18 protein-coding genes are annotated in these 16,548 nt (G+C 67.8%); 11 read left to right on the top strand and 7 right to left on the bottom strand.

Features of this window, described 5'->3' with window-relative positions; genetic code table 11:
- Nucleotides 1-11: 11 nt before the first annotated feature.
- From H6G16_RS05740 to H6G16_RS05695, 10 genes are all read left to right on the top strand, one after another.
- On the top strand, nucleotides 12-332 hold the full coding sequence (locus tag H6G16_RS05740) for a TMEM165/GDT1 family protein (protein ID WP_190389356.1): 321 nt from the start codon (nucleotides 12-14) through the stop codon (nucleotides 330-332).
- 166 nt (nucleotides 333-498) lie between these two features.
- Entirely contained in the window at nucleotides 499-2,829 is a 2,331-nt protein-coding gene (locus H6G16_RS05735) for an RNB domain-containing ribonuclease (protein WP_190389355.1), read from the top strand.
- A 3-nt stretch (nucleotides 2,830-2,832) separates the two neighbouring features.
- Nucleotides 2,833-3,489: a flavin prenyltransferase UbiX gene (locus H6G16_RS05730; protein WP_190389354.1), complete on the top strand. Its 657-nt coding sequence runs from the start codon at nucleotides 2,833-2,835 to the stop codon at nucleotides 3,487-3,489.
- 26 nt (nucleotides 3,490-3,515) lie between these two features.
- Nucleotides 3,516-4,055 (top strand): hypothetical protein, encoded by a 540-nt coding sequence (locus H6G16_RS05725; protein WP_190389353.1) that lies wholly within the window; start codon nucleotides 3,516-3,518, stop codon nucleotides 4,053-4,055.
- Between the two features lie 66 nt (nucleotides 4,056-4,121).
- A complete protein-coding gene (locus tag H6G16_RS05720; protein WP_190389352.1) occupies nucleotides 4,122-4,517 on the top strand; it encodes a DUF2996 domain-containing protein in 396 nt (131 codons plus the stop codon).
- A gap of 48 nt (nucleotides 4,518-4,565) precedes the next feature.
- Nucleotides 4,566-5,669, top strand: coding sequence for a magnesium-protoporphyrin IX monomethyl ester (oxidative) cyclase (gene acsF, locus H6G16_RS05715; protein ID WP_190389351.1), 1,104 nt, complete (start codon nucleotides 4,566-4,568; stop codon nucleotides 5,667-5,669).
- A gap of 79 nt (nucleotides 5,670-5,748) precedes the next feature.
- Entirely contained in the window at nucleotides 5,749-7,173 is a 1,425-nt protein-coding gene (locus H6G16_RS05710) for a TldD/PmbA family protein (protein WP_190389350.1), read from the top strand.
- Between the two features lie 2 nt (nucleotides 7,174-7,175).
- On the top strand, nucleotides 7,176-8,582 hold the full coding sequence (locus H6G16_RS05705) for a TldD/PmbA family protein (RefSeq protein ID WP_190389349.1): 1,407 nt from the start codon (nucleotides 7,176-7,178) through the stop codon (nucleotides 8,580-8,582).
- A gap of 24 nt (nucleotides 8,583-8,606) precedes the next feature.
- Nucleotides 8,607-9,626: a methionyl-tRNA formyltransferase gene (gene fmt / locus H6G16_RS05700; protein WP_190389729.1), complete on the top strand. Its 1,020-nt coding sequence runs from the start codon at nucleotides 8,607-8,609 to the stop codon at nucleotides 9,624-9,626.
- Between the two features lie 91 nt (nucleotides 9,627-9,717).
- Nucleotides 9,718-9,939, top strand: a complete 222-nt coding sequence (locus H6G16_RS05695; protein ID WP_190389348.1) for a hypothetical protein — start codon at nucleotides 9,718-9,720, stop codon at nucleotides 9,937-9,939.
- A 4-nt stretch (nucleotides 9,940-9,943) separates the two neighbouring features.
- Here the strand turns inward: H6G16_RS05695 and H6G16_RS05690 are convergent, their stop codons facing one another.
- From H6G16_RS05690 to H6G16_RS05670, 5 genes are all read right to left on the bottom strand, one after another.
- Entirely contained in the window at nucleotides 9,944-10,147 is a 204-nt protein-coding gene (locus H6G16_RS05690; RefSeq protein ID WP_190389347.1) for a hypothetical protein, read from the bottom strand.
- Nucleotides 10,148-10,253: 106 nt separating this feature from the next.
- On the bottom strand, nucleotides 10,254-11,525 hold the full coding sequence (locus tag H6G16_RS05685; protein WP_190389728.1) for a DEAD/DEAH box helicase: 1,272 nt from the start codon (nucleotides 11,523-11,525) through the stop codon (nucleotides 10,254-10,256).
- 137 nt (nucleotides 11,526-11,662) lie between these two features.
- Nucleotides 11,663-12,343 (bottom strand): hypothetical protein, encoded by a 681-nt coding sequence (locus H6G16_RS05680; protein ID WP_190389346.1) that lies wholly within the window; start codon nucleotides 12,341-12,343, stop codon nucleotides 11,663-11,665.
- Nucleotides 12,336-12,701 (bottom strand): DUF6464 family protein, encoded by a 366-nt coding sequence (locus tag H6G16_RS05675; RefSeq protein ID WP_190389345.1) that lies wholly within the window; start codon nucleotides 12,699-12,701, stop codon nucleotides 12,336-12,338. Before H6G16_RS05675 ends, H6G16_RS05680 begins: the two co-directional genes overlap by 8 nt.
- Nucleotides 12,698-13,456, bottom strand: a complete 759-nt coding sequence (locus H6G16_RS05670; protein WP_190389344.1) for a hypothetical protein — start codon at nucleotides 13,454-13,456, stop codon at nucleotides 12,698-12,700. Before H6G16_RS05670 ends, H6G16_RS05675 begins: the two co-directional genes overlap by 4 nt.
- Before the next feature lie 80 nt (nucleotides 13,457-13,536).
- Here H6G16_RS05670 and H6G16_RS05665 point away from each other — a divergent pair, with 80 nt between their 5' ends.
- A complete protein-coding gene (locus H6G16_RS05665; RefSeq protein ID WP_190389727.1) occupies nucleotides 13,537-14,382 on the top strand; it encodes a hypothetical protein in 846 nt (281 codons plus the stop codon).
- Here H6G16_RS05665 and H6G16_RS05660 read toward each other — a convergent pair.
- Together H6G16_RS05660 and H6G16_RS05655 are read right to left on the bottom strand one after the other, a co-directional pair.
- Nucleotides 14,359-16,122, bottom strand: coding sequence for a sensor domain-containing phosphodiesterase (locus tag H6G16_RS05660; protein ID WP_190389343.1), 1,764 nt, complete (start codon nucleotides 16,120-16,122; stop codon nucleotides 14,359-14,361). The two genes, H6G16_RS05665 and H6G16_RS05660, sit on opposite strands and share 24 nt — an antisense overlap.
- Nucleotides 16,115-16,546 carry a PAS domain S-box protein gene (locus tag H6G16_RS05655; RefSeq protein WP_347238804.1) on the bottom strand — a complete coding sequence of 144 codons (432 nt, stop codon included), beginning with the start codon at nucleotides 16,544-16,546 and terminating at the stop codon, nucleotides 16,115-16,117. The genes H6G16_RS05660 and H6G16_RS05655 overlap by 8 nt, the downstream gene beginning before the upstream one ends.
- Nucleotides 16,547-16,548 lie beyond the last annotated feature (2 nt).

Raw genomic sequence — 16,548 nt, 5'->3', positions numbered from 1 at the left:
CCTTCAGCCCCATGCCCATTGCCCTGTTGGCCTCCACCTTTGCCACGGTGTTTCTGGCGGAGCTGGGGGACAAAACCCAGCTGGCCATCGTGACCATCAGTGGCACCTCCACCCGCCCTGGGGCGGTGTTCGCCGGAAGTTCCGTCGCCCTGGTGCTGGCCAGCCTGCTGGGGGCGGCCGCCGGTGGATCGCTCTCGGCCGTCATCCCCACCAATGCTTTGCAGCTGGCAGCTTCCGTGGGCTTCCTGGTGATCGGCCTGCGCCTGATTCAGCGCTCGAGCACCAGCGAGACCGCCAACGCCACAGCAGACGAGGGGTCGTCAGCGGACTAATATCCATCTGGTAAGGCCTTGGTGGCCGTGGGCATCGCTCCGAGCCCAGTCCGCCATCCCCGGCCTCCCAAGCCCAAAGCCCGGCTCGCGGGCTTCCTCACCGCGCCAACCGCCACGCCCCCCGGGGCTGACCACGGTGGCCCACCGCCCACCAGCCTCCCCACCGATGAAGTTCACGGTCGCCGACCTGCTCGACCAGCTTCCCGCCGTTGAAGCCCTGCCCCTGCCGAAGCTGGAAAAGGCCCTTGGCCTGACCCAGAAAGCCGAGAAGCAGCAACTGCAGATCGGCCTTGAGGGTTTGGGAAAACTTGGCGTGCTGGAGGTGACCGAAGCCGGCATCGCCAGGCGACAGGATCCGGAGCTGATTCCGGCGCGCCTGCGCTGCTCCAGCAAGGGCTTTTGCTTTGCCCTGCGCGAAGACGGCGGCGAAGACATCTACATCCGGGACCACCAGCTCAACCACGCCTGGAATGGCGACCGGGTGCTGGTGAAGGTGACCCGGGAAGGGGGGCGGCGCCGCTCACCGGAAGGCGGGGTGCAATGCATTCTCGAGCGCCACACCACCTCCTTGCTGGCCCAGGTGGACCAGCAGGAGGAGCGCCTCATCGCCACGCCTCTCGACGACCGTCTCCTGACGGCGGTGGAACTTCCCCCCTCCGATGCCAGCCATCTCCAGGCTGAGCAGGCCTCGGTGGTGGAGGTGCTGGTCGACCGCTATCCCGTGGGCCAATTCGCGCCCCAGGGCCACGTGGCCCGCAGCCTGCCGGTGAACGGCGGCGAAACGGCCGACCGCGACCTGCTGCTGACCAAGCACCGCCTCCACGCCCGTCCCCAGCCCCCCCGCGCCACCCTCAAGGCCCTCGCGGCCAAGGAACGCACCGACCTCACCGCCCAGCCGGTCCTGCTGCTGGAACCCTGGGCCGGAAAGGACGCTCCGTCCCTGCCGGGACTCGGCCTGGAAGAACGCGACGGGGGCTGGACCCTGTGGGTGCACACCCCGGCCATCAGCGAGCGCTATGGCCCCGGCAGCGCCCTCGACACCTGGCTGCGTCAGCAAGCTGACGCTTTCTGCGTGGGGAACGAATGGCTTTCCCTGCTGAGCCCCGCCCTCACCAAAGCCGCAGCCTTCAAAACGGGGGAGGCCCAGGCAGCCCTCTCTGTGGCGCTGGAGATCGGCCCGGAGGGCCAGCTGGAGCACTACCGCTTCTGCCGCAGCCAAATCAAGCCCGTGGCTGCCGCTGGCCTGGACGCCCTGACCGCCCTGGCCGAGCGCAAACCCAAGAGCCGCACGGTGCCGCCGGCCCTGAAGGGCCTGAAGGATCAGCTGACCCTGTTGGACCAGCTGATCGCCGTCACCGGGTTGCTGCGGCACCAGCGCCAGGCCTCGGGCTCCCTGGATCTCAACCTGCCCCTGCCCGCCATTGCCAGCCTTGGCGACCTGGCCGTTCCAGGTCCGGATGCGGCCCTGGAGGGCTGGATGGTCAGCCTGGAAGGCCACCATCCCCTGGCGATCCTGCGGGAAGCGGTGTTGGTGGCCGAGCGTGCCCTGGGGCAGCACCTCGCCGCCCTGGCGCTGCCGGCGATTTACGCCACGAATGCCCCTGCGGATGCGGCCGATCTCAACGACGTGGCCCGCGCCGCCCTGGCCCTCGACATTCCCCTCGAACTCAGCGAGGAGGGCAACGCAAGTGCGGCAGAGCTGGCCACAGCCTTCGCCAGCACCGACCGCAGCCGGGCGCTCCAGCAGCAGCTGAAAGCCATCCTCAAACCAATCCTGCTCAGTGACAGCCCCGGCCCCCACGCCCTGGCCGGACTGACGGAGGAAGGGGCAGCCCTGGCCCCTTGGTGCTGCCCAACCCTGCACTACGCCGATCTCTGGAACCAGCAGATGCTCGTGGTGCTGCTCACCGAGGGGAAAGATCGTCCGAGCGTGCGCCACAAAACCAGCGTCGATCTGGCCTCCGATGCCTGCCATGGCGCCATCGACTGGCCCTTGCTGGCCCCCAGCCAACTCACCCCCTACCAGGAGGTTCTCGACCATGGGCTGGTGCAGCGCCTCAATGGACGCCGGCGCTTCCTCGCCGAATTCCAAGGCGACCTGCTCGCCATGGTGCAGGCGCGCCAGGCCGAACCCCTGGTGGGCCAGGTGCTGCCCGGGGTGATCAGCGGAGTGCAGAGCTACGGCTTCTTCGTGGAAGTGCCCCCCTCCCAGGTGGAGGGCCTGGTGCACGTCAGCTCCCTGAAGGACGACTGGTACGAATACCGCTCACGCCAGAACCGGCTGGTGGGGCGCAAGAACCGCCGCACCTACATGTTGGGGGACCAGGTGGACGTGGAAATCCAGAAGGTGGATGCCCTGCGCCATCAGATCGACCTGGCCGTGATTCTTCCCGAAGGAGAGGGCCCCTCCGAGGCGGACCCCTCCCGGGACCGCGACCCCCGCGAGGCCGATGAGGCCGATCCCTTCGCACCGATCCCCGTGCTGAGCGAGGCCTGAGCGATGGGTGCCGCGGCCGGAGCCGCTCCAGTCGTGCTGGCGGTGTCCGGCGCTTCCGCCCAGCCCCTGGCCCAACGGGCCCTGCAGCTGCTGCTGGAGGCGGACGAAGCGGTGGAGCTGGTGACCTCCCGCGGCGCCATTGGGGTGTGGCAGGCCGAACTGGGTTTACGGGTGCCGTCCGAACCCCAGGCCCAAGAGGCGTTCTGGCGGGAGCGCACCGGCATCCAGTCGGGCCAGTTGCGCTGCCACCGCTGGAATGACCAGGCGGCCGGCATCGCCAGCGGCAGCTTCCGCACCAAGGGCATGGTGATCCTGCCCGCCTCGATGGGCACGGTGGGACGCATCGCCTCGGGGGTCGCTCTCGATCTGGTGGAACGGGCCGCCGACGTGCACCTCAAGGAGGGACGGCCCCTGGTGATCTGCCCCCGGGAAACACCCTGGAACCTGGTGCACCTGCGCAACCTCACCACCCTGGCAGAGGCCGGTGCCCGCATCGCCCCGCCGGTGCCGGCCTGGTACCACCAACCCCAAACCATCGAGGACATGGTGGATTTCCTGGTGATCCGCGTCTTTGACGTGTTGGGCTTTGAGCTTGGCAACCTGCGGCGTTGGCAAGGGCCGCCCCAGCAGCCAGGATCCCCGGGCGCCCGGTCGCTCTAGATCCCCCCTACCCACCAGTCCGTCCGTTGGTTCTGCTGCAACGCCTGCTGCTGCTCCCCCTGCTCGCCCCGCTGGTGCTGGTGCTGCTGGTGGGCGCCCTGAACCCCAGGCCGGGCATCGCCCTGCGGCTGCTGGTGTGGACCTCTCCTGCCCTGCCGATTGGCGCATGGATCGCCCTCGCCGCCGGGGGTGGGGCCGGGCTGAGCGCCGCCGGTGCCGCCCTGGCCCTGGGAACGGCACCAGGGAGCCTGCGCCGCCAGGTGCGTCGATCGGCCCGCGATCCTCGCCAGGCCTGGAACGCGGACGGCCCGGAACCCTGGGAGGCGGCCGCCGATCGCACCCCTCCACCGCGGCAGAGCGCCCCAGCGGCCCCAGGCCCGACCGCCGGACCGCCCAGGCCGCCGGGCGATCCGGCCCCCACCGTGGCCGTGCCATTCCGGGTGATCCGCAAGGGGAAGCCGCCGGCAAGCCCCCCCTCCCAGGCCCCACCCGTGCCCGAACCGGTGGTGACCCAGGCGGCCGCCGTGGGCGAGGGCTGGGACAGCCCGGCCAACGACGACTGGTGAAACCGGCCCCTGGTCAAGGTCTGACCTGCGTAAAATCGATCGAGATGCCGCAAGGGGCCTGCACTGGTGAGCGAAGCCAAACCCGCCAAGGCCAAGCCGCCTAGCCCGGAAGATCAACCCTTCGACAGCTACGTGCCCCAGCTGTTGATGCCAGCCCTGGCCAAGGAAATTCAGGGCTACGGCGGCCCCGCCCCCGAGCTCTCCTTTGAGCAGGGGGCCATGCCGGTCGTGGGTGCGGACTGCTGGATGGTCAAGGGCACCCTGCCGGGAGAGCGCCGCTTCTGGCTCTGCTTCACCGGAGCCGACATCAATGCCGCCAAAACCGTGGCCGTGGCGGAGGCGGGCAGCGAACCCAGCCTGCTCGAATCTTTTTTGATCGACGAGAAAAAAATGAGCCTGGCGCTGCTGGTGTCCCGGCTGGTGCAGCGGCTGAACGGGCAGAAGTGGCTCGGCCCGAACTGAGGGCGAGTCCCTCTACGATGCAGGGACTGCCCTAAGCCGCAACGCTCGATGGTGCCTCCCGCCGCAACCGCCACTCCCGCAGCCCCCCCTACTGCCGCCACGGGCACCCCGGACGCACCGGCGACCAAGGATCCGGTCAAGGACACGATCCTGACCCCGCGGTTCTACACCACGGATTTCGACGCCATGGCGGCGATGGATCTGCGGCCCAACGAAGTGGAGCTGGAGGCGATCTGCGAAGAATTCCGCAAGGACTACAACCGTCATCACTTCGTGCGCAACGGGGAGTTTGAGGGGGCGGCCGAGAAGCTCGATCCCGAAACCCGCCAGGTTTTCATCGAATTCCTTGAGCAGAGCTGCACCTCCGAATTTTCAGGTTTTCTGCTCTACAAGGAGTTGAGCCGGCGCATCAAGGAGAAAAATCCCCTGCTGGCTGAGTGCTTTGCCCACATGGCCCGCGATGAAGCCCGCCACGCCGGCTTCCTCAACAAGGCCATGGGCGACTTCGGCCTGCAGCTCGACCTGGGCTTCCTCACGGCCAGCAAGGCCTACACCTTCTTCAAGCCAAAGTTCATCTTCTACGCCACCTACCTGAGCGAGAAGATCGGCTACTGGCGCTACATCGCCATTTACCGCCATCTCGAAAAGCATCCCGAGAGCAAGATCTTCCCGATCTTCAATTTCTTCGAAAACTGGTGCCAGGACGAAAACCGCCACGGCGACTTCTTTGACGCCCTGATGAAGGCCCAGCCCGACACGGTGCGCGGCCTGAGCGCTCGCCTCTGGTGTCGGTTCTTCCTGCTGGCCGTGTTCGCCACGATGTACGTGCGCGACGTGGCCCGCAAGGAGTTCTACGAAGCCCTGGGCCTCGATGCCCGCGAGTACGACAAGGTCGTGATCGCCAAGACCAACGAAACCTCCGCCCGGGTGTTCCCCGTGGTGCTGAACGTGGAGCACCCGAAGTTCTACGTTCGCCTGGAGCGTCTGGTGAGCAACAACGCGAAGCTCAGCGAGGCCGACGCCAGTTCCGCTCCCGCTCCTGTGAAGGTGCTGCGCAAACTGCCCTACTGGATCGCCAATGGGGCCGAGATGGCCAAGCTCTACCTGATGGCCCCGATTCGCAGCGAGCAGTTCCAGCCCTCGGTGCGTTGATTGCCTTGCGCTGATCGCGGTGCGCTGATCGAAGCCGCACCGCTCCCCTTCCTCTCGCTACTTCCCCTTGGTTGCCACCATGCCCGCCGTCGGCGCCATCGCCGATGGCTTCGATCACACCTGGCGGCCACGCCTCGACAGCCTGCTGGCAGCGGGGCGGGGAGCCGGGGCCGACCTCGTTGAGATCTTCCTGGAGCGCACCGACCACATCGGTGTGTTGGCGGAACAGGACACCATCACCAGTGTCAGCCCTGCCTTTGGCATGGGGGCTGGCATCCGGGTGTTCTGCGGCGAACGGGACGGGTTTGTCAGCACCAACGACCTCAGCGACCGCGGCCTGCTCCAGGCCCTCGAGCAGGCCCTGGGCATGCTCGGCCTGACCCGCACCAGCACCCCCGCCCTGGGCTTCGAGGGCCTGGGGGCCCTGGCTGACTTCGCCGGGGCCAAGGCCCATTGGCTCAACGGCTGTCCCTCCCTGACAGAGGCCACGCTCAAGCTTTTGGAGGGCACCGCCCGGCTGGCCCACCACGGGCGCCACCTCCAGGCCCGCCGCGCCAGCTACGCGCGCGACTGGCAGAGCGTGCTGGTGGCTGCCAGCGATGGCACCTTCGCCCAGGACATCCGCCTGCACCAGTCCCTGGGCCTGAATGTGTTGGCCGCCGATGGGGAGCACCGCGCCGGCCTGGGTCGTCGCTATGGCACCTCCGGCCGCCCCGATGACCTGCGCCAGTGGGACGCGGACGCCTCCGCCCAGGATGTGTGCGCCAGCGTGGGCACCATGCTCTACGCCGACTACGTGGAGGCCGGCCAGATGCCGGCGGTGCTGGCCAACCGCTTTGGCGGTGTGATCTTCCACGAGGCCTGCGGCCACCTGCTGGAAACCACCCAGGTGGAGCGGGGCACCACCCCCTTCGCCGACAAGGTGGGCGAACGGATTGCCCATGAGGCCGTCACTGCCATTGATGAGGGCCTCACCGACGGCGCCTTCGGCTCCCTCTCCATGGACGACGAGGGGATGGAACCCCAGCGCACGGTATTGATCGAGAACGGCGTGCTCAAACGCTTCCTCAGCGACCGCGCCGGCCAACGGCGCACGGGCCACGAACGCACCGGCAGCGGCCGTCGCCAGAGCCATGCCTTTGCGGCCGCCAGCCGGATGCGCAACACCTTCATCGCCGCAGGCCCCCACACCCCAGACGCCCTGATCGCCTCGGTGGACAAGGGCCTGTACTGCAAGTCGATGGGCGGCGGCAGTGTGGGGCCCACCGGCCAGTTCAATTTCGCCGTGGAGGAGGGCTACCTGATCGAGAACGGCCAGCTCACCAAGCCGGTGAAGGGGGCCACCCTGATCGGCGAGGCCAAGGAAGTGATGCCCCGCATCTCGATGTGTGCCAATGATCTGGAACTAGCCGCAGGCTTCTGCGGCTCCGTGAGTGGCAGCATTTTTGTCACCGTCGGCCAGCCCCACATCAAGGTGGATTCGATCACCGTGGGGGGCCGTTGACCATGGCCAGCCTCCCCACCCCAAACCCACAACCCACCAAGCAGACCCCGGCGACGCTCAACCCCGAGGCCCTGGGCGAGCGCCTCCAACAGCTGGCCCGCAGCTCCGGCATCCAGCGCTGGGATCTGGGAGCCTCCTGCAGCACCGACACCTCCGTGCAGGTGGATCGCGGGGAGGCCAAACAGATGAAGGGGGCCCAGCGCAGTGCCATCACGGTGCGGGTGTGGAACGGTGATGGCCTGGTGGGCATCACCAGCACCTCGGATCTCTCCGATGGGGGGCTGGCCCGGGCCCTGGCCGGGGCCCGGGATGCCAGCAGCTTCGGCAATGCCGAGGAGACCCCGGCCTTCTCCCCGCTGGCCACGGCACCCCTGGCCAGCCTCGAGCAACCCCTGCACGAACCCCAGCCGATCCTCACCCTGCTGGACACCCTCAAGCAGGCGGAACGGGACCTGCTGGCTCGCCATGCCGCCATCGGCACCGTGCCCTACAACGGCCTGGCCCAGCGCAGCAGCGAGCGGCTCTACCTCAACAGCGACGGAGCCCGCCGCCACCAGGTGCTCACGACGGCCAGCATCTATCTCTATGCCCGCGCCGAGGAAACCGGCCGCAAACCCCGCAGTGCCGGAGCCGTAAGGCTGGGCTACGGCACCGCCGACCTCGACATCGCCGGCTGCATCGAGGAAGCGGCCGAGCGCACCATTGCCCACCTGGATTACGCCCCGATCGAAACCGGGCACTACACCTGCGTGTTCAGCCCAGAGGCCTTCCTCGATCTGATCGGCGCCTTCAGCAGCCTGTTCAATGCCCGGGCCGTGCTCGATGGGGTCAGCCTCAGCCAGCGCGACTCGCTGGGATCCAACCTGGCGGTGCCGTTCCTGAGCATCCGCGACAACGGCCTGCACCCCGGCAACGTGGGGGCCTCGGCCTTCGACGGTGAGGGAACCCCCACCGCTCCCCTGGATCTGGTGGAGGGAGGGGTGCTCAGGAATTTTCTGCACTCGGAGGCCACGGCCCGCGCCTTCGGGGTGGCCCCCACCGGCCATGCCGGCCTGGGCGCCAAGGTGTCCGTCGGGGCCGACTGGTTTGAAATCGGAGCCACCCCGGGGAGCGACGGCGGCCAACAGGGGCTGAACCGCTTCAGCCACGCAGGGCCGTTGGTGGTGATCGATTCCCTCTCGGCCCTGCACGCCGGGGTGAAGGCCAGCCAGGGATCCTTCTCCCTGCCCTTCGACGGCTGGCTGGTGCAGAACGGCGTCAGCCGCTCGATCGAGGCCGCCACCGTGGCCGGCGACATCCGTGCGGTGCTGCAGGCGATTGTGGGCTTTGAAGGCGACGCCAAGATCACCCCCGATGGCCTCTGCCCCTACGTGTGGGTGGAGGGCCTCTCCATCACCGGCGAGGCGTGACCCCCTAGCCCGAATGTGGCCCCTGTGAAGATCCTGTTCTGGGGAACGCCGGCCTACGCCGTGCCCAGCCTGGAGGCCCTCGTGGCCGCCGGCCACAGCCTGGTGGGTGTGGTGACCCAGCCGGATCGGCGCCGCGGCCGGGGCAAGGAGCTGCAGCCCAGCCCCGTGAAGGCCCGGGCCCTGGAGTTGGGGATCCCGGTGTTCACCCCGGAGCGGATCCGGCGCGAGCCTGCCTGCCAGCAGCAGCTCGGCGCCCTGGGGGCCGACGCCTATGTGGTGGTGGCCTTTGGCCAGATCCTTCCCCCGGAGGTGCTGCAGCAGCCCCCCCTGGGGTGCTGGAACGCCCACGGCTCCCTGCTTCCCCGCTGGCGGGGGGCGGGGCCGATCCAGTGGTGCCTGCTGGAGGGGGATGCCGAGACCGGCGTGGGCATCATGGCCATGGAGGCAGGACTCGACACCGGACCGTTGCTGCTGGAGCGCTCGATCGCCATCGGACTGCTGGAGAACGCCCACCAGCTGGGCCAACGCCTGGCCAACCTCAGCGCCGAACTGCTGGTGGAGGCCCTTCCGGCCATCGCCGCCGCGGGACCGGGCCCCGAACCCGAGCGCCTCAGCCGGCTGCAGGTGCGGCCCCAGGCAGAGGAGGGCCTGAGCTACGCCCGCATGCTCACCAAAGAGGACGCCGTGATCGACTGGGGCGCCTCCGCCCTGGCGATCCACAGGCGGGTGATGGGGCTGTATCCAGGGGCCCACACCAGCTGGCGGGGCAAACGGTTGAAGCTGCTGGCCACCGAACCCCTCGTCGCCCGGCTGGCGGAGGGGCTGAGCGCGGAAGCCCGGACCCTGCTGGGCACCACCCCCGCTGACGCCCCGCCGGGCAGCGTGCTGGCGATCGTCCCCGGGGTTGGCGTGGTGCTGGCTAGCGGCGGATGCCCCCTGCTGCTGCGGCAAGCCCAGCTGGAGGGTAAGGCCGCGGCCCAGGGGCAGAGCCTGATCCAGCAGCTGGAGGCCAGGCCGGGCGACCGCCTGGGTGACGGCTCGTAACGGCCAACTTACGTTCTGTGTTGTTAGGACTCACACACTTTGATGCCCCCCGGACTCTGGCTAGAGAGGAGGAAGAGTTCGCATTGGATCCATGGGGAACGAGCTGTCCTACGTCTGTGAAACCGGAAACGGCTGCCTGATTTACCGGGAAACCTCAGGCCGATACGTGGTCAGCCACGAGCAACAGCCCCAACAACGCCGCCGGGTTGCGACCCTGGCCAGCGCCTATGCGACCTGTCACGGTCTCGAGATGGGGCAGGCCCTCGACAGGGCACGGCAGCCGCTGGTGGTGAGCGGATCACCAGCGGGCTGAGCGCTCAGGCCCCAGCCGGGCTCTCGGGCGGAAGCGACGCCTTGCGGTGCAGGGCATGCAGACCTTCGAGCTGGTTATGGACGGACACCAGCTGATCACGGATGTGCTGGCTGTTGTCAATGCGGCCCAGGGCCAGCAGCATCGACTCGATCTGCCCCTTGCAGTCGATCAGCACGCGGCACTCCGGAGATCCGGGCTCGTAGGGCATGGCAATGGCTCCAACAAAGCCATTCGAGCCCACAACCCCCGAGGCCAATGTGTCGACCGCTGCTGTTCAGCGCAACCTGAGGGTCAGCCTTGGCGGGAACCCTCGCTCAGCGGCCGGAACCGCCGGGACGGCGGGGGCGACGCCCCTCGACTCCCCCACGGCGAACGCCCCCAGCGTGGCCACCGCCACTACGGCCGCCGCGCCCGCGGCCCCCGCTGAGATCCAGGGGGGGAGCGGAAAGCACCTTGGGCTCGAAGCCCGGCACCTCCTGGCGGGGCAGACGGGTACCGATCATGCGCTCAATGGCCCGCAGCAGTTCACTCTCTTCGGCTGCCACCAGGGAAATGGCGTGGCCGTTGTGGCCGGCACGGCCGGTGCGGCCGATCCGGTGCACGTAATCCTCCGCCTGGTTGGGCAGGTCGAGGTTGATCACGTGGGGCAGCTGGTGAATGTCGATGCCCCGGGCAGCCAGATCCGTGGCCACCAGCACCCGCAGGGAGCCGGCCTTGAAATCGGCCAGGGCCCGGGTGCGGGCCCCCTGGCTCTTGTTGCCGTGGATGGCCGCCGCCGTCATGCCTTCGCGGCTGAGGCGCTCGGCCATGCGGTTGGCGCCGTGCTTGGTGCGGGAAAACACCAGCACCTGCTGCCAGTCGTTGCTGCGAATCAGATGGCTGAGCAGATCCCCCTTGCGGTCCATGTCACAGGGATGGAGCAGGTGCTCCACCGTGGGTGCCGTGCGGTTTTCCGGGGTGGCCTGGAGCTGCACGGGGTTGTGCAGCAGCCCCGTGGCCAGCCGGCGAATGTCGCCGGAGAAGGTGGCCGAGAACAGCAGGTTCTGGCGCTTGGGCGGCAGCAGGGCGAGGATTTTCTGGATGTCGCGGATAAAGCCCATGTCGAGCATCCGATCAGCCTCATCGAGCACCAGGATCTCGACCCGATCCAGCCGCAGCGCTTTCTGCTGGTAGAGATCCATCAGGCGGCCCGGGGTGGCCACCAGCACGTCGGTGCCCCGTTGCAGGCGGCTGATCTGGGGGTTGACCTTCACCCCACCGAACACCACATCGCTGCGCAGGTCGAGATAGCGGCCGTAGGCCCGCACGCTCTCACCCACCTGGGCCGCCAACTCGCGGGTGGGGGTGAGCACCAGGGCCCGCACCACCCCGGCGCGGGCATGGGGGCCGTGGCGCAACTTCTCCAGCATCGGCAGGGTGAAGCCCGCCGTTTTGCCGGTGCCGGTCTGGGCCGCCGCCATCACGTCATGGCCGGCCAGCACGGCCGGGATGCACTGACCCTGGATCGGCGAAGGGGTGGTGTAGCCCTTCTCGGCCACCGCCTTCAGGATCGGCTCGCCAAGCCCAAGGGATGGGAAGTCGACCACGGCAACGCTGGGCAGCGGATCGGCGGCCACGGGTTGGGGACTGGCGACGGCCGTTGCGGTGCCGGATCGGGGAGCGGACTGACGGATCGCTGGCGCTGCGGGATCCTCCACCCTAGGGGGCACCGCGCGATCCACCGTCAGGGTCCGTAGAGCTGCCAGGCCCGCTCACAGCAGAGCCGCAGATCCCGATCCGACAGCGCCAGGGCCTCGGGCCAGGCGGTCTGCAGCCAGGCGCGCAGCTGGGATGGATCCAAGGCGCCGCTGTGGGGAACGCGGAAGTCCCTAAAAAAGGTGTCCTGGGCGGCCAGCACCCGAAACTTGAAAAACTCCAGCAACCGGGCCCGCAGCCTGGCGCCATCGATGGTCCAGAGGCGCTCGGGATCGACCCCAAGGCTGATCGAGGCGCCGGGCTCCAGTCCGGGCAGGAAAGGGGCCAGCACCTCCACCACCGCTGCCGGCTGGTCGTGGCACAGCTTGGTATCGGGATCGGGCTGGTAAATCCAGCCCGCCTGGGGGGCACAGTCCCCGTGCCGCACCAGCACCCGCCAGAAGCGGAAGGTCTCCGGCGGGTGGCGGTCGGTCCACGCCAGCCGCTCAAAGCAGTGGTCGGGGTGCTCGCTGCGCAACTCCAAGGGGGCCAACGAGAGGTTGAGGGTGCCGGCAAAGCAATCCGACAGATCCAGCCCCTGCTCGGCAAAGCGCGGGCTCTGCAGGCTGATGGTGCCGGCCGGGTAGGGGGAGCCGGGATCACGGCCGGAGGCCACGCCGTGGCCCTCCACCCGCTGCCCCTGAATCCAGCGGATCGGGGGCTCAGCCATGGGGCGGGGATCCGTTGGCCGCGAAGTGGCTGCAGCGCTCGCAGGGGCCATCCGGCAGCACGGCACAGCGCAGCAGCGGACTGCGGGCGTTGAAGCGGCAACGGGGATCACCGATCACCCACTGGTTCTGCCACCAGCGGGCATCGGCGGGTTGGCGCTGGGCCTTCACCTGCAGGGCCACGCTGGCGAGTTCATAGCGACCGTTGCGTAGCTGGTAGCGGTGGCGGCGCTGCAACACCAGGTAGCTGCGACCGCCGGCCTCGAGCCAACGGCCCGGATGGGGCACCTCGCCAGCCTCGGCCAGCTCGAGCACCTCCAGCAGGCGGTCGCTGCCGATCTGGCGCAACTCGACCCTCACGGCTCGGCGGGGGGCTCCAGCTGGGGCGAGCGCACCGAAAATCCCCAGACAAACAGGGCCGCCACCATCAGCAACAGCAGCCATTCCGGCGGCACCACCTGGGGCAAGCCGAGCCGCAGCAGCAGGCGGATGCCCACCAGGCCCACCGCCAGATAGCCAGCCGTTTCCAGGTGCTGGTATACCTCCAGCCAGCGGATGAACAGCTCGGCGGTGAGACGCAGGGCAATCACCCCGATCACCCCACCGGCCATCACCAGCCCCAGGCGATCGCTCACCGCCACTGCCGCCGCGACGCTGTCGAGCGAAAAGGCCAGGTCGGTGAGGGCCAGGGTGACCACGATGGAGCCCAGGCCGGCATGGTGCAGGGACCCATGGCCGCCCGGCTCAGCCTGCGCTCCAGCCGGGTCGTCCGGGTCCGTGTTGCCTTCGGACCACACCAACACCAGATGGCGGCCACAGAGCCAGAGCAGGTAGCCCGCCGCCGCCAACTGCAGGGGCCAGAAATTCAGCACCCACCGGGCCGCCACGATCAGCCCGAGCCGAAACACCAGGGCCAGGGCCAATCCGAGGTTGAGGGCCTGGCGCTGGCGGGCCGGGTCCTCCAGACCGCGGGCAATGGCCGCCAGGGCAATGGCGTTATCGGCGGAAAGCACGGCCTCGAGCGCCACCAGCAGGGGCAGCAGCAACAGCACCTCCCGCCACTGGTCGGCCTGGCGAATCAGCGGTGTGAGGGACTGGATCGACTCCGCTTCCACGGGCTGCAGCGGGTCAGGATGGACATCAGTCTAGAAAGTCAGCTTCAACAGGCCGGGACCTGGGGGAACAGCACGTGGGCATGGCAGGGGACAGCTCCAACCGAACGTCGGAACTCGACCTGGAGGTTGAGCTCGTGCATGCCGAAACTGGCAGCCGGGTGGTGCTGGTGCGGGCCCGCCGCGGGGGGCGGATCCTCGAGGCCGCCCTGGGAGAGGGCCCCACCGCCGAGGAGGCGGAAGACCGGGCCCGCCAGCGGCTGCAAAGCCACCTGCCGGATGCACCGGCCAAGCCAGCTCGGGCAGCCGAGCCCATCAGGGCACCAAGCCCCCATCCACCAACCCTCCCTGCCCCAAACATTCCCTCCCCGAGCATCCCTTCCCCAAGCATCAATCCACCAACCAGCGCTCCACCCAGCGCCAAGCCCAGTGGGGACCCCGTCGCCCCGCCCAGCCCCCAACTGCCGAGCCTGGCCCCGGACACGGTGGAGCCCCCCGCCGATCCCGAGGACTGGAGCAGCGAACTGGCCCGGCTCGACCTGCAGCTGCAACGACTGGGCTGGGACCGGGCCCAGGAGGGCACCTACCTGGAGCGGGTGTTTGGCCATCCCAGCCGCAACCGGCTCACCAGCTACGGCGATCTGCTGGCCTACCTGCAGGCCCTGGAAGGGCTGGCAGCGGGCCAGGATCCCGCCAGCGCGCCGGCGCCCCTACGCCGCCGGGAACTGCTGCGTCAATGCGACCAACTGCTGGAGCAGCTGCAGTGGGATCCGGGCCAGGGGCGCAGCTTCCTCGAGCAGCACTTCAGCCTGGCCAGCCGGCAGCAACTCAGCGATACCCAGCTCCTGCAATTCAACATGCTGCTGGAGAGCGAGTGGCTGGCCAGGGCCGAAGCGGGAAGCAGCTCAGAGCGCGCGAGCCTCCACTGAGGCGGGAATCGGAGCGGGACGACCGAACAGAAATCCCTGGGCCTTGCAACAGCCCATCGCCAGCAGGGCCTGGGCCTGGTCTTCCTGCTCCACCCCTTCCGCAATCACGTCGAGACCCAGATCCCTGGAGAGGCGAATCATCGAAGCCACCACAAGGGCGCGGCGGGGATCGGTGAGCAGGCCCATGACAAAACTGCGATCGATCTTGATGGCATCAATGGGCAACTGGGCCAACCAGGACATGCTCGAGTACCCCGTGCCGAAATCATCGAGATACACCCGGCAGCCCACCGCCCGGAGGGACTCCAATTCCCGCATCGCCTCGATGGGTCGATCAATCAGTACCGATTCCGTGACCTCGATCGCCAAGGCCGAGAACTCCACTTGGGCCCGCTCCGCCAGTTGGATCACCCGGGCTGCCAGGCCTTGCCGGCAGATCTGCAGGGGACTGACATTGATCGAGATCACCTGATCAGTGCTCGGATGCCCCAACAGGCGCAACACCTCCAGGCAGCGCCGCAACACCAGATCCCCCAGGGGATCAATCAGGCCCACGCTTTCAGCGACGGGAATGAAGTCGACGGGTGAAATCCAACCACCTTCAATATCCCGGACCCGGGACAGGGCTTCATAGCCCACCGACTCTCGGGTTTCCAGGTTGACAATGGGCTGGAAGTCCACCCGCAACAGGTCACTGTCAATCGCATCCTGCAACTGGCGTTTGATCAGGATTCCCCGCTTGACCTGTTCATCAATGACATGGTCAAAGATGGTGATCGAGCGCTCGGCGTTGCCCTTGGCTGAATACATGGCCAAGTCAGCACGACGCAACAGTTCGTCGACCGTCATCTCGGCATCATCCGTGGAGGCGATGCCGATGCTCATGCTCGGCGTGATCACGTAGTCCTGGATCTTCCAGGGCACCGCGAGGGCCGCCTGCAGGCGTTCCGCCACCTGCACGGCCGCCATCGGCGTGGGGATGTCGGGGCTGAGCACGACAAACTCATCGCCACCAAGACGGGCCAGCACATCCTCCGGCCGGAGGGTGGCCTGGAGGCGCTTGCCCACCTCAATCAGCAGTTCATCCCCCACCTGGTGGCCATAGACGTCATTGACCTCCTTGAAGCGGTTCAGATCACAGAACAACAGGGTGACATTGCCGGGGGTGCGACGCAGGTGGCGCAGGGCCGCCGCCATCTTGGAGCGCAGGCCCCGGCGGTTCGGCAGCCCGGTCACCGGGCACTTCATCACCTTGGCGGCCAAGGCCAACTGCTTCGACTGCAGATCGAGATACATCTGGTTGGCCTTTAACCATCTCTCTTCGGTCTGCCGGCTCTTCTGCTGAAGCTCATCAAAGGAGATCCGGGCACTCACATCCCGGAAGCAAAACATCAGGGGATTGGGCACCTCGGTCACCACGGGGCGCCATTCAATTTCGAGAGCGGAAACCGGATCCTCACAGAGAATGGCCGTCACAAAACCTGTTTTTAAAAGCCCTCCTCGGGTCTGTTCAATCGTGAGAATCGGCTCATCAACAAAGTTGCGCGGCAGCAGCTGATGGAGATCCACACCGAGGATCTCCAGGCGCGACTTCCCCACCAGCCCATCGAAGGCGGCATTCGTCCACAACACCTGGCCGATCGCGTCAACCAGAACCAGTCCCTCACTGATCTGGCCGAGGGCCGAATCCAGCCGGCCAAGGGTGCGGCGCAGCTCCTGGATCAGCGTGTCATCAGGCATCGGTTTCGACACAGTCCGGCAGCGGGGTGAGGGTGGCTCCAAACACCCAGCCGGTCTCTCGCTTCTCGCCGAGGATGAAATGCTCCGACACCACCTCCGTGCCGTCGGCACACACGGTCTTGAGCCGCAGGGGATGGGCCAAAATCGTGGACTGTTCCGTGGCCTGGAAGCGGGAGAATCCCAGCTGGTGGGACATCTGAAAGGATCCCGGAAGAATCAAGCTCAGTGACTGACCACGCAGTTGATCCTCCGTCCAACCGTAGGTGGCTTGAAAGGCTGCATTGATCGACACAACCTCTCCAAGGGAATTGGCCAGCACGAAGGGGCGATCGCTGTTCTGCAGGGCCTCGATCGTGGGTATCCCCTGGCTGCCAGGGTCGGGGTCGACAGGAAGGTAGGGAGTCTGAGCTTGAACAGGATCCACCC

Source organism: Cyanobium sp. FACHB-13342, assembly GCF_014697415.1.
Lineage (GTDB): Bacteria > Cyanobacteriota > Cyanobacteriia > PCC-6307 > Cyanobiaceae > Cyanobium_A.
This window is presented reverse-complemented; position numbering and strand designations above follow the sequence as displayed.

Coding starts and splice junctions, on each gene's coding strand:
- H6G16_RS05740 (WP_190389356.1), top strand. CDS start 12: ATGCCCATTGCCCTGTTGGCCTCCACCTTTGCCACGGTGTTTCTGGCG.
- H6G16_RS05735 (WP_190389355.1), top strand. CDS start 499: ATGAAGTTCACGGTCGCCGACCTGCTCGACCAGCTTCCCGCCGTTGAA.
- H6G16_RS05730 (WP_190389354.1), top strand. CDS start 2,833: ATGGGTGCCGCGGCCGGAGCCGCTCCAGTCGTGCTGGCGGTGTCCGGC.
- acsF (WP_190389351.1), top strand. CDS start 4,566: ATGGTGCCTCCCGCCGCAACCGCCACTCCCGCAGCCCCCCCTACTGCC.
- H6G16_RS05710 (WP_190389350.1), top strand. CDS start 5,749: ATGCCCGCCGTCGGCGCCATCGCCGATGGCTTCGATCACACCTGGCGG.
- H6G16_RS05705 (WP_190389349.1), top strand. CDS start 7,176: ATGGCCAGCCTCCCCACCCCAAACCCACAACCCACCAAGCAGACCCCG.
- H6G16_RS05695 (WP_190389348.1), top strand. CDS start 9,718: ATGGGGAACGAGCTGTCCTACGTCTGTGAAACCGGAAACGGCTGCCTG.
- H6G16_RS05690 (WP_190389347.1), bottom strand. CDS start 10,147: ATGCCCTACGAGCCCGGATCTCCGGAGTGCCGCGTGCTGATCGACTGC.
- H6G16_RS05680 (WP_190389346.1), bottom strand. CDS start 12,343: ATGGCTGAGCCCCCGATCCGCTGGATTCAGGGGCAGCGGGTGGAGGGC.
- H6G16_RS05665 (WP_190389727.1), top strand. CDS start 13,537: ATGGCAGGGGACAGCTCCAACCGAACGTCGGAACTCGACCTGGAGGTT.
- H6G16_RS05660 (WP_190389343.1), bottom strand. CDS start 16,122: ATGCCTGATGACACGCTGATCCAGGAGCTGCGCCGCACCCTTGGCCGG.